Here is a 13,797-nt window from a genome sequence, read left to right on the forward strand (position 1 = left end):
CGCTGCGCGGCGCGCGGAGCTCACCCCGTCGCGGGGTTCTTTCCGAACAGTTCCAGGTAGCGGCGGGAGCTGTTCGGGTTCAGGACGGGGTTGTGCAGCGAGGAACGCACGTTGTCGGCCTCGGCGTTGTTGTAGTACGCCTCGTAGGCGAGCAGGTCGGTGTTCCGCACGAAGAACTCATGCATCTTCTCGATGAAGAACGGGTTGTCCTGACCCCCGCCGTTCGAGTAGGACAGCCCCCACTCGGGCACGGCGAGCGGTTTGCCGTGCGCGCGGGCGAAATCGGTGACAGTGCACAGCCCGGACGGCTCGGTGCACTGCTTGTCCCACGCCTGCTGCGTCGTGGAAGCCGGATAGATGTCGTAGTCGTCAATGCCGACGACATCGACGTAGGCGTCGCCCGGATACGCCGACCAGACATCGGCACCGCTGCCGGGCAGCGTGTTGCTGTGCGCGCTCATGGTCCACTCGATCTTCACGTGGGGGGCGGTCGACCTGATCGCGGTGACCGCGTGCACGAAGCAGCTCTTCCACGTCTGCGGGTCACGCACATGCCAGTACATCCAGCTACCGTTGAACTCCCAACCCAGCCGGACGTAGGCGTCCCCGCGGCCGTACCGGGTCAGGGTCGTGCCGAACTGGGCCCAGTGACCGTCGTAGTCACCGCGGGCGCAGGCCTGTTCGTCACCACCTTCGGGATACAGCGGCTGCGCCACCGAAAGCTGACCGGTGAACGCGTCCCGGGAGAACGCGCCGACCGGCCAGGTCGCCGTCGTGATACTCGGCCAGTCCTTGCGGGTGGTGAACACCACGGCCACGTCGACGGGGCGACCCGTCCAGGTCGCCCAGGCGTTGACGTCCGCGGGATAGTTCCCGTTGGCACCCGAGGCCCAGCCCAACCCGGAGCGGGGAACCAACGGCGACGGTGTCGCGGCGGCGGTGGGCGAGGACGACGGTGATGGTGTCGCGGGTCGGGAGGTCGGCGCGGAGGAGCCGGAGCACGCCGCGACGCCCAGCAGAAGTGCGATCAGCGCGCTCAGCACGAGCAGCGGTCCGCGTCGGCGCGCGTACCAGCGCGCACGCTGTGAAACAGGCCCGGAGCAGGGGAGCACCGCAGTCCTTTCCCGCCACCTCACAAGGGGGCCGGACTTTCTCATGTGATCCTCGAATCCATCCGCGTGCTCCCGGCCGACAACCCACCGCTGGCAGCCTTGCGACCAACCCTAACGTAACGTCAATGTCAAGCCGGCGGCCGAGGCTCCCCCGCTCACCGCAGGTCAGCGGACGGCCACGAACCGCCCCGGGGCGCCGCCCGGTGCCCCACCCCTGGCCACCCCGGATCCGCGGTCGATCCCGGCCCGGCGGACTGGCCCGGCACCGCGGCACGACCCGGCCCGGCCGTGGCCGGCCGGACGGCGGGAGCACGGAACGCACGCAGCAGATACCGCTGCGCGGGCTGCTCCACTCCATGATGCAGAACCGCGGCGCATCCGAAGGCGAGCAGGAAACCCGCGAGGACGCCCAGTGCCATCCCGGGTGCGGTCGTCGCCTCGAACCAGCCAAGTTCTCCACCGGCGGTCAGCGCGACGGGATGGACGAGATAGAACGCGTAGGAGATCACCCCGAAGTACACCAGCGGACGGGCGCTCGCCCCGGCCACCCGGCCACCGTCGGCCTCCCGGGTGCCGACCAGGAAGATCGCCACCGCGAAGGACGGTAGTGCGAGGGTGTCGATGAGCCCCTGCCGGTCACCGTGGGAGAAGCCGAGGGCGACCGGGACCGCCAGCCAGGCGGTCGCCAGAACGGCGAGGGTCCGGCGCTGCCCCGCCGTGCCGCGCACGCCGTCCCGCGCCAGCAGCGCCAGGACGATGCCCAGGACGAACTCGCCGATCCGCACCGCCGGATTGACGTAGACGGCCAGATCCAGCCGAGGGTCGACCACCCCGGCCAGACACGAGATCGCCGCCGTCGGCAGCAGGACGACCAGTGCCAGGCGCATCCGGCCCGCCTGCGACCGGGCGGCAAGCCGTGGATAGAGCAGCGGAAAGGCAAGGTAGAAGAACGCCTCGCAGGACAGCGACCACAGCACCGCCCCACCCCACCCGAAATAGATCGACTGTGTGGGAATCCAGGCCTGGACCAACAACAGGCTCGGCAGCACGGCGATGGGTTTCGAGCCGAACTCACCCATCTTTCCCAGCGGCCAGGCAACCGCGAACCACAACAGGACCGCGACCAGATACAGCGGGTAGACCCGGGCGAACCGGCGCCAGTAGAACCGAGCGCGCGACGTGGGCCCGGCCGCCCAGGTGAGCACGAAACCCGAAAGCACGAAGAAGAACGAGACTCCCGCATATCCGATGTCGCCGAGGGGACCGATCGGCAGCGTGTCCGCCACCTCCGCATCGATATGGCGGAAGAAGACGAGGGTGGCCGCGACTCCCCGCAGACCCGTCAGCGCGGGCAGGTTGGCCCGGGACCGCGAGGGTGGGCCGGCCCGCTGCGGGGAAATCATCCGATGACGGCCTACCGGTCGAGGCGATGTTCTCTGCGTCACCGTGTCCTTTCTCGCTTCTCGCTCGTCCAACGGACGCCCGCGCGGGGGTGCCCACGAGGGCGACCGCGGAACACGGATTCGTGGCGGTGGCTGGCTGTGCCGGCCATGAACCAAAGGCTCGTCCGTAGGCTGCGTATCCGGCCTGCCGTCCGCTCCTTCCTGGTGCCGCGCATCGGGTCTGACCGCACCGGCACCGCGCTAAACATACCCTTACGTCAAGGTCTAGTTCGGACGGGGTAAACAGCGCCCCGTCGAACACACCCGCCGCGATCACACCCAGTGCCCGACGCGCCGCACCCGCACCGGCACCGGCGGCCCACCCCCGTCACCGCGGGCACTGACCCGGACACTCCCGACCCCCAAAGTGCCGGCGTTCTGTTTAGATTGACTACATAGCCGAGCCGCTCGCCTCCGCTGGGCCCACAACGCAGTTAATCTTCCGGACGAACACCGGCTGCGATGCGCACGACGGAGGCAGCCGTGACCTGGGGTCGGCATGCAGACAAGAACGGCAACACGTCCGGCGGCAGCAGCACCGGCCGCAACGGGCAGAAACGTGGAGGGCGCACCTACACCGCCGACCAGGTGGTGGCGGCCGACCTCGGCGTACTGACCTGCCCGCGCTGCTCAGGCGCGGGCGACCTCTTCATCCCGAAGGCGGAGATGGACCGTAGCGGCTCGTTCGACGGCTCCGACGAGGTGACCTGCCCGCGCTGCGGTGGCACCGGAACGGTGTCGGCATGAGCGAGGACACACCACCCGAGCACGAGGCCGCGGGATCGGAAACGTCGGAAGGGCCGACCGGGCCGCCGCCGCAGGTACGCGCGCTGTTCCCCACCTGCCCCCGATGCCGCCGCGAACGCGCGCGGACCCTGCGCGCCGCACGCACCGGAGCCGCCACCCGCCGCGGCCTGCCGCGGCTCACCCTGCACCGACCAGTGCTGCGCTGCCCACACATCCCGGACGTGTGGGCTCCCGGCTTCGGCCCCGGCGCCGAACCGCCCTCGGGTTCCGGCTGGCCGACGCGTCCGGCCGGCCCGGCCTGATCGCGGCCCGACCGAAACCGACCACCGCCGCCCGCTTCGACGCTGGCAAGGCTCGACGCTGGCCAGGCTCGACGCTGGCCAGGCTCAGGGACATGGAGCTGCGCGAGGCGATGCGCACGGCCGGGGCCGTGCGGGAGTTCACCGACGAACCGGTCTCCGACGAGGTGCTCAAGGGTGTGCTGGAGGCGGCCCGGTTCGCGCCCAGCGGTGGCAACCAGCAGCCCTGGACGGTGCTGGTCCTGCGCGACCCGCGGCTGCGCCGGGAACTGCGTGACCTCTCCCAGCTCGGCTGGCGGGAGTACGTGGCGCAGCGTGACGCCGGGGTGCGCCCGTTCGCGCCGGGTCCGGACGGGCGCTGGCAGGGTCCCGCCATCGACCTCGACGCCGCGGCACGCACGCCGGCACCGAGCCCGTTCGTCGACCAGCTCGACCAGGTGCCGGTGCTGCTGGTGCTGGTCGTGCGGCTCACCGCGCTCGCGGTCACCGACGTGGAGCTGGAACGCCACAGCGTCGTCGGTGGCGCGTCCATCTACCCGTTCGCCCAGAACATCCTGCTCGCCGCCCGTGACGTCGGCCTCGGCGGCACCCTGACCACCTTCGCCGTGCGGCGCGAACCCCGTCTCGCCGAGCTGCTGCGCATCCCGGCCGACCACGCGATCGCCGCCGTGCTCACCCTGGGCTACCCGACCCGCCAACCCCGGCGCCTCACCCGCCGTCCCGTCGCCCAGTTCGCCCACCTGGACACCTTCGACGGCCCAGCCTTCGGCACCAGCACGACCTAAGCCGACCTTCGGCCCCCTGTCGGCACCGGAAAGACCGAAGCAAAGAAATCCGACGGTAGCCCGGATGGCCGACGTCACCGGTCAGGGCGGTGGACGCCGAAATCCCGTCCGGCGACGGGATCCAACGCCGGAGTTGACGTTTCTTTGAATCCCCGACGGTCAGATGTACCGAGACCAGGTCACCGCGGCAGAACGGTCACGCGGTGACGACGGAGATTCGGGGGAATCATGGTCAGCGAATTCCTGTCAGACCGCGGCGTCACCACGGAGGACGGCGACGCCGCGCTGGGTCAGGGCGGCGGGGCCGCGGGCGGGCGGATCGACGTGCACCATCACGCGATGCCGCCGCAGGTGCGGGCATGGCTGGTGGAACATGGGCAGTTGCCGCCGGTCGGCGGGCCGCCGTTCGCGAACTGGTCGCTGGACGCCGCGCTCGACACGATGGACCGGGCCGGGATCGAGCTGGCGTTGCTGTCCGCGGCGATTCCCGCCGAGTTCACCTCGACGCCGGAACTCGCCGCCGAACTCGCCCGCATCGCCAATGACGCGCTCGCCGACCTGGTCCGTGCCCAGCCGAACCGGTTCGGTCTGGTGGCGAGTATTCCGCGGGCGACGCCGGAGATCGCGGTGGCGGAGATCCGCCGGGCGTACGACGTGCTACACGCGGACGGCGTGCTGCTCATGGCGCACGACGGGTTGACCTATCTGGGCGATCCGGTGTTGGCGCCGATGATGGCCGAACTGAACGCGCGCGACGCGGTGGTGCTCGTCCACCCGTACAACCTGCCGGCGACCGGGTCGGTGGCGATCCCGCCGTTCGTCGCCGACTTTCTCGCCGACACGACCCGCGCGGCCGTCCAGCTGGTCGTGCGCGGCGATCTGGACCGTTATCCGCGCATCCAGTGGATTCTCGCCCATGGCGGCGGATATCTTCCGTTCCAGGCGGCGCGGCTGAACCTTGGTCAGGCGTTCGGTTACGGGGTCGACCCGGGGGTGCTGCGGGCGGCGCTGCACCGCTTCCACGTGGACACGGCCGCTCCCATGTCGCCGTACAGCACGCCGAGCCTGCTGGCCGCGATCGGCGCCGAGCACATCCTGTACGGCTCGGACTACAACGCCGTGCCCGCGGACACGGTGCTCGCCGCGCGGAGTGCCCTGCTCGCCGACCCGGCGTTGAACGCCGTCTCCCGGCGCCGCATCGAGCGCCGCAACGCCCTCGTCCTGTTCCCGGACCTCGCCCGTCGCCTCGGCGATCCCGTCCGGCACCTGCGCGCCCAGCCCTGACCCACCGGCTCTGACCCACCGGTCCGGGCGCCCGGTAGCGGGATGCCATCGGCCAGGTGCCGGTGGCATCCCGAATACTGGTGACCAGACACAGCGGCAAGGTCAGGCACGCGGTCACGGTCAAGGAGGACCTGATGCAGCCAGTAGCGCCATCCGGACGGCAGGCGGAGCTCGTGCACGGCGACGCCCGGGTGGTCGTCACCGAGGTCGGCGCGGGGCTGCGGGAGTACCAGGTGGGCGATCGGCACGTCCTGGATGGCTATCCGCCTGACGCGATGGCCAGTCGCGGCCGCGGCCAGTTGCTGGCGCCGTGGCCCAACCGGATCGCCGACGGGCGCTACGCGTTCGCCGGCTCCACCTATCAGCTCGCGCTGAACGAGGTGGAGCTGCGCAATGCCAGCCATGGGCTGGTCCGCTGGTCGGCCTGGCGGCTCGAGCAGTCCACGCCGGACGCGGTGCGCGCGTCGTTCGTGCTGCGGGCGCAGAGCGGCTATCCGTTCACCATCGCCTTCACCGCCGACTACCGGCTCGCCGGCGACGGGCTGACGATGACCTTCACGGCGACGAACGTGGGCGCCGGCCCCGCCCCGGTGGGCCTGGGCGTGCACCCGTACTTCGCGGTCGCGGGCCTGGGCGGCGGCGCCGAGGTCGCGGACGAGGTGACGCTCACCGTCCCCGCCGCCACCCGTCTGCTCACCGACGACCGCCTGATCCCCACCGGCACGGCCCCCGTCGACGCCCACCCGGTCGACGGCGGCCCGGCCGGCACCACCGTGGGCTCGTTCGACTTCCGCCGTGCCCGTCCGATCGGCGAACTGGTGCTGGACACCTGCTACACCGATCTCGCCCACGATCCGGATGGACGGGCGCGGGCGGTGCTCGCGGTCCCCGGCGGGGACGCGCTCACGGTGTGGATGGACGAGGCCTGGGGGTATCTGCAGGTCTTCACCGCGGACACCCTGGGGCCGGCGCAGCGGCGGCGCAGCATCGCGGTGGAGCCGCTGACCTGCCCGGCGAACGCGTTCAACAGCGGTGCGGGGCTGCGCACGCTGGCCCCCGCGGAGTCCTTCGGCGGCTCCTGGGGCATCTCCCCCGCGTTCGGCTGAGTGCCCGTCCCACGTTCGGCCGGGCGCGCGTCCCAGGCCTGGCCGGACGTGGGATCGCCCTGTCCCGCGCGGGCAGGACGCGGATCACATCGCGTGCGTGTTCCGACCGGCGCAGGTTACGTCGCCCGGTCAACGCGGGAACTCCACTGTTACGCGACATCGGCACGTGACGTGACGGACTCTCAGGTCCAGATACTCGCCGCGACAACCAGGCGCAAAATTTTTCGCTCGCGGCACTGATACACCGAACTTCTAGGCAGGAATACCCTTCGTAGCAGGAGTTTCTTACTCCACCCCCCGATACTCTCGGTGACTCGTCAAGCTGGACGAGGAAAACGCTCCGCCCGGTGACCCTCCCGGGCACGCAGAGCCACGCAGGTGTCCATATCCGCAGATCAGGATCTCTGGCTGCGTGACAGACGCAGATGCGGGGTCTATGGTGCATCCCAGCCGCGTTCGCGGAGTTCAGGTGCACCGGAGCACCGTCCGCCGACCCGCAGCCACCCAGCATGGCGACACACCGTCAGTGTCGCGTTACTCACCTTCTGCTTTCATCGGCATCCACCCGTTCGGGGGACGAAGACGTGGCATCCGGCTCCACCTTGTTTTCCCGGTACACCGTGTTTTCCCGGTACACCGTCACGCGAGCGGCCAGGCACCGAGACGCCGCGGGTCCGGTATCCCGCGGCCAGGCCGCGCCAGCGGCCTCGACAACGCCCGGAGCGCTCCTGACGCGCCCCCGCCCACTGGCCCTGGGGGCCGCCGCCGCGGTGCTGGCGCTGGCCGCCGGCTGCGGCTCGTCCGGCTCCTCGGGTCCGTCCGCGGCCGCGAGTGCCGCACCCACGACGCAGGTCGTGACATCCATGAGCGGGGAGAAGGTCACCGTCCCACTCAGGATCAACCGAATCGCCGAGCAGTTCCCCGCCCATACCGTGACCGACATCATGCTCGGGGTGGGTCCGAAGCTCGTGGCGATCCCGCAGAACGTCAAGACGATTCCGTTCCTGCGCAAGGTGTTCCCCGGTGTGAACGACCTGCCGGAGCTGTTCCGCAGCGGCGGCAAGGTGAACATGGAGGAGCTGCTCAAACTCAGGCCGGACGTCGTTTCCACGATCGACGGCGGCGCCACCCTCACCCCGTTCCAACAGGCCGGGCTGCCCGCACTGAACATGGACTTCGACACCTTCGACCAGCTCGTGCCGTCCATCGAACTGGCCGGAAAGGTCTATGGCGGCGAAGCCGCGACGCGGGCCAAGGCATACGGGGAATACGTCAACGCGAAGCTCGCGATGGTGAAGTCGCGGCTGGCGAGTCTGCCGGACACCGAGAAACCGACCGTGGTGCATGTCGCGAGCTACCCGCCCCTGGTGGTGGACGGCGGCAAGTCCCTCATCGACGGCTGGATCAAACTCGGTGGTGGCACGGACTCCGCCAGCGGCGTCAAGGGCACCCACGTCACCGTCACCATGGAGCAGCTGCTGCAGTGGAACCCGGATGTGCTCGTGGTCGAGACCCCCGGTGGTGACCAGGGGCTCGCGGCGAACACCGCCCGGTCGGTGATCAGCGAGTTCGAGAAGGCCCCGGGCTGGAAGAGCCTGAAAGCCGTCCAGACAAACCGCGTCTACCTCAACCCGCAGGGTCTCTACCCGTGGGACAGGTTCGGTCCCGAGGAGGCGCTGCAGATCCAGTGGATCGCGAAGATGCTGCACCCTGACCTGTTCAAGGATGTCGACATCCGCGCCGAGACGCGTTCCTTCTACCAGAAGTTCTTCGACTACCAGGTGACCGACGCCGACCTCGACCAGATCCTCCAGGTCGGCTCCCGGTAATCACCTCTGGACGGGAAGGGCCGCGCCCCCGGCGCAGTGACACAACCATGATGATGCGATTCGGCCTGCCCGGCGGACGCGGCGATCTCGGCGGTAACGGTGCCACCTCCACGGTGGAACTCGCCCGGATCGCCGAGACCCTCGGCTATGACAGTCTCTGGTTCACCGACGGCCACCTGAGCTCCGTCGGCTCCCGCACGGTGACCTCCCGGCCGTCGCCGATTCCGCTGGCCGCGGCGGTCGCCGCCGCCACCACCCGGATCAGCCTCGGCTTCACCGCGCTGCACCTGTCGATGCACGACCCGATCCAGCTCGCCGCCGACCTCGCCACCCTGGACCACCTCAGCGGCGGTCGGGTCATCCTCGGCATCGGCTGGCCGGTGGACGCCTACGCCGCCGCCTACCGCGGCGGCACGGAGCCGGCCGCCGCCGATCTGCCCGAGGCCCTCGACACGCTGCTCGGCTACTGGCGCGGCCGGACCCGCAGCGCCGCCGACGGCACGCAGTACCGGGTCGGCCCGATCCCGCTGCAGCAGCCGCACCCACCGATCGAGATCTCCCCACGCTCGCAGGAGTCGATCATCTGGGCGGCCACCCGCCGCCACCGGCTGGTCCTGCCCGCGGTGACGACGACCGCGTCGATCGCCACCTGCGTCGCGCTCTACACCGCGCACGGTGGGCAGGCCAGCGACATCCGGATCGAACGGTTCTGCCTGGTCGCCGAGAGCGACGAGGCCGCCCGGGAGCGGGCCACCCCGATCGTCGTGCGCCTCACCAGGCGCCTGGCCGCCCTCGGTGGGGACGAGCACGGCCACCAGATCGTCGGCGACAGCGACTTCGATCCGTCCCGGTTCCAGGAGGACACCGCGGTGATCGGTAGCCCCACCACCGTCGCCCGTCGGATGGCGCTCCTGCGCGACTCGCTCGGCGTGGAACGGATCAACCTACGTCCGTCGTTCAGCGGCACCGCGTCGCTGGCGATGCAGCAGAGCACCGTGCGGATGTTCGCCGGCAAGGTCGTCCCGCTGCTCGCCCAGCCCGCGACCTTCCGGGCGATGTCATGAACCGCCCCGCCCCGCCCTCGGCCGCCACCGCCACCGCCACCGCCACCGCCACCGCGCCATCGGAGATCACTGACATCGTCACTGACGCCGACATCAGCACCGACGCCCCCGCTGACACGAACCCTTCCACCGGTGCGGATCTGACCGCCGCGACCGACACCGCGACCGAAGCCGCTCCGGCGAAGGGACGACGCGAGCGGGCCACCGCCAGGGTGCGACTCACCATCGGTGACCACATGCGGGTCGTCACGCTCGGTGTGGTGCTGATCGTGCTGGTGGTGGTCTCGTTCGGGCTCGGACGGTTCACCCTCAGCCCGTGGACGGTGCTGCGGGTCCTCGGCCACGAGCTGTTCGGCATCGGCGACGCGGTCGGCGGCCAGGACCGGGCCGTCGTCATGGACATCCGGATGCCGCGCATCCTCGCCGCGCTGCTGGTGGGTACGGCGCTGGCGTCATCCGGCGCCGCGTACCAGACGATGTTCCGCAACCCGCTGGTCTCCCCGGAGATCCTCGGGGTGGCCGCGGGAGCCGGGTTCGGCGCGTCCGTGTCGATCCTGATCGGTCTGGACACGTCGCTGTTGCAGATCATCTCGTTCGCCTGCGGGCTGACGGCAGCGGCGCTGTCGATGGCCATCGCCCGGTTCGTCGGCCGCGGCTCGCTGATCATTCTGGTCCTCGGCGGCATCATCATCGGTGCGATGTTCAACGCGTTGATCTCCAGCGTGCAGTACTTCGCGAACCCGGAGACGACCCTGCCGGAGATCACCTTCTGGTTGTTCGGCAGCCTCGCCCGGGCCAGCATGCACAGCCTGATCGTGCCCGCGATCATCGTCGCGGTGTGCCTGGTCGTCCTGTACGCGGTGCGCTGGCAGCTGACGGTGCTCGCCACCGGGGACGACGAGGCGCGTTCGCTCGGCGTCAACCGGGCCCGGATCTGGACGCTGACCATCGGTGCGTCCACCCTGATGACCGCGACCGCGGTCAGCGTCGCCGGCATCATCGGCTGGGTGGGACTGGTCGTTCCGCATCTGGCCCGCTTCGTCGTCGGACCGTCGTTCAACCGGCTGCTGCCGGTCGCGGCCATCATCGGCGCCGCCTACCTGCTGGCCGTGGACGACGTCGCCCGCACCGCGACCTCGCTCGACCTGCCGCTGGGCATCCTGACCGCACTCATCGGCGCACCGTTCTTCGTCGGACTGCTCGCGAAGGCGGGACGCCAATGGCTGTGACCGGAGCGGAGAACGCGACCAGTGTGACGCCCGCGGCGCCGGAATCATCCGTGCCGTCGCCGTCACCGGGGGTCGCCTCGGCCGCGCCGTCGGCCGCCTCGGCCGCCTCGGCCACCTCGGCCGCCTCGGCGCCGCAGGTCGAGGTCAGCGGCCTGTCGTTCGGGTACGGACGGCACGGTCACCGGATCGTCGACGTGTCCCTGTCGGTGGACTCCGCCGAGGTGTGCTGCCTGCTCGGACCCAACGGCGCCGGTAAGACGACGTTGTTGCGCTGCCTGCTGGGCCTGCTGCGCCCGCAGAGCGGCGTCGTGCGCATCGGCGGACGCGATATCAGCGAGTTCACCCCGCGTGAACTCGCCCGTCGGGTCGCCTACGTGCCGCAGTCCACCTCGTCGCCGTTCCCGTTCACCGCGCTCGACATCGCCGTCATGGGCCGCACCCCCCACCTGGGGCTGCTCGAGGCACCGGGTGTCACCGACCGCCGCCGGGCTCTGGAGCAGCTCGAACGGCTCGGCATCGGACGCCTGGCCGAACGATCCTTCGCCGCTCTCTCCGGCGGCGAACGTCAGCTCGTCCTGCTCGCTCGGGCGCTGGTGCAGCAGGCCGGGATCCTCATCCTCGACGAACCGACCGCCGCCCTGGACTACGGCAACGAGGTCCGTACCCTGCTCGTCGTCGCGGAACTGGCCCGCGAGGGGCACTGCATCATCATGACCACCCACCAGCCCTCACATGCCCTGACGTACTCCAACCGGGCGGTGCTGATGCGCGACGGGGTGGTCATCGCGGACGGTCATCCCGACGATGTCGTCACCGGCGAACGGCTCAGCGACCTGTACGGCGTCCCCGTGCACGTCACCGGCGTGACCCTGCCGCCCGGCCACGGCCGGCGCGACATCCGTACCTGTGTCCCGATCCCCACCAGCCCGTCGGGCATGGTGCGCCCGTCCGGCGCGGGCCCCGGCTCCGGCCTGGGCCCCGGCTCGGTCGCGCGGAGCGGGGATTGAGTCCCGCGGGACGGCCCGGGCCCGGCGGTGCTCCCAGCCGCCGCCCGGCAGGCACAGTACCGGGCCCGGCGGCCGTGCCCCCGCCGTTCGCGGCCACCTGGCCATTCACCGCGGTGCGGTCAATGCCGACCGACGCATGTGCCGTTCCCGGCCGACGAATGGTCGCGACCAACAGTTCACGACGGTCATCGCAAAGTAACTCCGATTGATTTCCCGAAACCGCTTCCACCGGAATCCAGACCACGTTATAGTTTTTTCCAGAGGGTCCGTACCGGTTCACGGATCAGCGCGATTCACCAGCCGAGCATGCCGCACCAGTCGAACCTGGTTCACCGGCCGCGCGTGGTGTGCCTGTCAGTACGGTTCACCGGTCAGCGCGGTTCGCGAACAAGTGCGACCCCGGAGCACCCCGACAGCCCAGCACTCCTGCGCGTCGGACGGCATTTCCGCCCTGCTTGGCACAACACCGTGACCGCGCTCGCACCGGACCCGACAGCACATCTGGTTCACTCTGTTCACCGCACGCTGCGAAGTGCACTGGAGAAGAGATGACCTCGTCCGAGATCGTCGTTGATCCGTCCCGGATACGCCAGTTCGGCGATCCCGCCGGTACGGTTTTCTGTCTCGTGACCAATGCCAGTCTCATGGACAGGGTCCGCCTCGTCCGGGACGCCGCCTACGTGGACTATCGCATCATCGACTTCCGCGGTGGTGAGGACGAGTTCGCCCGTCTCATGCGCGAGGAGGTACCCGAGCAGGCGCACGTGCTGGTCATGTCGCCCGAGGCCTTCTTCCAGTCACCGCCGGTGGACGTGCTCGGCCCGCGACGCAAGCTGCTCGGCATGGCCTGCAACTCCACCCCGACCGACCTCGAAACCCTGAAACACTTCCTGACCTGCGTCGAAGCGACCGACCCGCAGGCCCAGGAGGAGTTCTCCGACCGCTTCTTCGAGCTCGCCGAACGCGGTGAGTCCCTGGAGTACCGTGACGACCGGTACGGCACCGTGGCGGTGCTGCGCCTGTTCGACCGGGAGCTGGTCTGGAACCAGCAGGCCGGTCTGGTCGGCTGGGGCGAGCAGCAGATCGTGCCCGCCGGTGAGATCAGCGTACTGCCGATCGAGATCCGGTCTTTTGAGGACTACCTGCGCCTGCCGCTCGACGGCGATATCGTCTTTCAGGGGTACCCGATCCTGCACTCGGGCACCCCTTCGTTCTCCCGGAACGACCAGGAGCGTATTCACGGCAAGTTCTGGCCGATGCGCGAGTACGCCGTGATCGCCCACGTGGAAAACGGACTCATCACAGAAATGTCTTCCCCGGACCCGGGTGGGCATGTTATTCTGGAAATGTTCGAGGCGCTCTTCACGGTAGACTCCCGATACCGACTGGTCTGGGAGATCGGCCACGCGCTGAACACCACCCTGAACATTCTTCCCGGTAATCACGCGATGAACGAGGTCTACGGCGGAACCCAGGGCTGCCTCCACTGGGGGATCGGGCTCACGCCGTTCACGCAGTACCACCTCGACATCATTTCCCCGGGAACCGTCGTCCGTAACGACCAGGGCGACGTCATGCTCGGCACGCCGACCGATGCCACATCCTCGGCGGCACCCCCAAGAAGTCCGGTTGGTCTGGCCACCTGACCGGTCGGGGCGAGGTTTTCCTCGTCTCTCACCGCACTACCGTGGATGAACGGAAGGAGGTGATCACTGTGGAGAAGGTCGCGCAGAAGAAGATCCAGGTGAAGAAGAACGACCGCTACCTGGGCACCCTCCTCGGCTGAGATGCCGCGGGGTAGGGGTGGGTTGACTGGACCGGGTTAGCCCACCCCGACTCGGGGGGGCCCCCCCCGCGGTGGGGCCCCCGGGCCCCGGATGTTTAACCCCGGCC

12 protein-coding genes are annotated in these 13,797 nt (G+C 69.8%); 10 read left to right on the forward strand and 2 right to left on the reverse strand.

Going from position 1 to position 13,797, the window contains the following annotated elements:
* Window positions 1-20: 20 nt before the first annotated feature.
* Window positions 21-1,112 (reverse strand): glycoside hydrolase family 26 protein, encoded by a 1,092-nt coding sequence (locus tag MXD59_RS09000; RefSeq protein ID WP_248824294.1) that lies wholly within the window; start codon window positions 1,110-1,112, stop codon window positions 21-23.
* A gap of 155 nt (window positions 1,113-1,267) precedes the next feature.
* Complete coding sequence (locus MXD59_RS09005; protein ID WP_248824295.1) at window positions 1,268-2,515, reverse strand: acyltransferase family protein; 1,248 nt, start codon at window positions 2,513-2,515, stop codon at window positions 1,268-1,270.
* A 501-nt stretch (window positions 2,516-3,016) separates the two neighbouring features.
* Here MXD59_RS09005 and MXD59_RS09010 point away from each other — a divergent pair.
* The 10 genes from MXD59_RS09010 to MXD59_RS09055 all read left to right on the forward strand — a co-directional run bounded on the left by MXD59_RS09010 (window position 3,017) and on the right by MXD59_RS09055 (window position 13,550).
* The gene (locus MXD59_RS09010; RefSeq protein WP_163550740.1) at window positions 3,017-3,301 is read left to right on the forward strand and encodes a hypothetical protein; all 285 of its coding nucleotides are present in this window, start codon (window positions 3,017-3,019) and stop codon (window positions 3,299-3,301) included.
* Entirely contained in the window at window positions 3,298-3,603 is a 306-nt protein-coding gene (locus tag MXD59_RS09015; RefSeq protein WP_248824296.1) for a hypothetical protein, read from the forward strand. Before MXD59_RS09010 ends, MXD59_RS09015 begins: the two co-directional genes overlap by 4 nt.
* Window positions 3,604-3,695: 92 nt before the next feature.
* Complete coding sequence (locus MXD59_RS09020) at window positions 3,696-4,385, forward strand: nitroreductase family protein (RefSeq protein ID WP_248824297.1); 690 nt, start codon at window positions 3,696-3,698, stop codon at window positions 4,383-4,385.
* Window positions 4,386-4,613: 228 nt separating this feature from the next.
* Complete coding sequence (locus MXD59_RS09025; RefSeq protein WP_248824298.1) at window positions 4,614-5,669, forward strand: amidohydrolase family protein; 1,056 nt, start codon at window positions 4,614-4,616, stop codon at window positions 5,667-5,669.
* Window positions 5,670-5,803: 134 nt separating this feature from the next.
* On the forward strand, window positions 5,804-6,775 hold the full coding sequence (locus MXD59_RS09030) for an aldose 1-epimerase family protein (RefSeq protein WP_248824299.1): 972 nt from the start codon (window positions 5,804-5,806) through the stop codon (window positions 6,773-6,775).
* An 863-nt stretch (window positions 6,776-7,638) separates the two neighbouring features.
* A complete protein-coding gene (locus tag MXD59_RS09035) occupies window positions 7,639-8,604 on the forward strand; it encodes an ABC transporter substrate-binding protein (RefSeq protein ID WP_248824442.1) in 966 nt (321 codons plus the stop codon).
* Between the two features lie 47 nt (window positions 8,605-8,651).
* Window positions 8,652-9,668 carry an LLM class flavin-dependent oxidoreductase gene (locus MXD59_RS09040; RefSeq protein ID WP_248824300.1) on the forward strand — a complete coding sequence of 339 codons (1,017 nt, stop codon included), beginning with the start codon at window positions 8,652-8,654 and terminating at the stop codon, window positions 9,666-9,668.
* Window positions 9,665-10,897: a FecCD family ABC transporter permease gene (locus tag MXD59_RS09045; protein ID WP_248824301.1), complete on the forward strand. Its 1,233-nt coding sequence runs from the start codon at window positions 9,665-9,667 to the stop codon at window positions 10,895-10,897. Before MXD59_RS09040 ends, MXD59_RS09045 begins: the two co-directional genes overlap by 4 nt.
* Window positions 10,888-11,904 (forward strand): ABC transporter ATP-binding protein, encoded by a 1,017-nt coding sequence (locus tag MXD59_RS09050; protein WP_248824302.1) that lies wholly within the window; start codon window positions 10,888-10,890, stop codon window positions 11,902-11,904. Before MXD59_RS09045 ends, MXD59_RS09050 begins: the two co-directional genes overlap by 10 nt.
* A 455-nt stretch (window positions 11,905-12,359) precedes the next feature.
* The gene (locus MXD59_RS09055; protein WP_248824303.1) at window positions 12,360-13,550 is read left to right on the forward strand and encodes a hypothetical protein; all 1,191 of its coding nucleotides are present in this window, start codon (window positions 12,360-12,362) and stop codon (window positions 13,548-13,550) included.
* Window positions 13,551-13,797: the final 247 nt, after the last annotated feature.

The sequence above is a fragment of the Frankia umida genome, from assembly GCF_023242945.1.
Taxonomy (GTDB): domain Bacteria; phylum Actinomycetota; class Actinomycetes; order Frankiales; family Frankiaceae; genus Frankia; species Frankia umida.

What these genes read in the sequence shown, in the direction of transcription:
- MXD59_RS09005 (WP_248824295.1), bottom strand. Translation starts at nt 2,515, where the DNA reads ATGATTTCCCCGCAGCGGGCCGGCCCACCCTCGCGGTCCCGGGCCAAC.
- MXD59_RS09010 (WP_163550740.1), top strand. Translation starts at nt 3,017, where the DNA reads ATGCGCACGACGGAGGCAGCCGTGACCTGGGGTCGGCATGCAGACAAG.
- MXD59_RS09015 (WP_248824296.1), top strand. Translation starts at nt 3,298, where the DNA reads ATGAGCGAGGACACACCACCCGAGCACGAGGCCGCGGGATCGGAAACG.
- MXD59_RS09020 (WP_248824297.1), top strand. Translation starts at nt 3,696, where the DNA reads ATGGAGCTGCGCGAGGCGATGCGCACGGCCGGGGCCGTGCGGGAGTTC.
- MXD59_RS09025 (WP_248824298.1), top strand. Translation starts at nt 4,614, where the DNA reads ATGGTCAGCGAATTCCTGTCAGACCGCGGCGTCACCACGGAGGACGGC.
- MXD59_RS09030 (WP_248824299.1), top strand. Translation starts at nt 5,804, where the DNA reads ATGCAGCCAGTAGCGCCATCCGGACGGCAGGCGGAGCTCGTGCACGGC.
- MXD59_RS09035 (WP_248824442.1), top strand. Translation starts at nt 7,639, where the DNA reads ATGAGCGGGGAGAAGGTCACCGTCCCACTCAGGATCAACCGAATCGCC.
- MXD59_RS09040 (WP_248824300.1), top strand. Translation starts at nt 8,652, where the DNA reads ATGATGATGCGATTCGGCCTGCCCGGCGGACGCGGCGATCTCGGCGGT.
- MXD59_RS09045 (WP_248824301.1), top strand. Translation starts at nt 9,665, where the DNA reads ATGAACCGCCCCGCCCCGCCCTCGGCCGCCACCGCCACCGCCACCGCC.
- MXD59_RS09050 (WP_248824302.1), top strand. Translation starts at nt 10,888, where the DNA reads ATGGCTGTGACCGGAGCGGAGAACGCGACCAGTGTGACGCCCGCGGCG.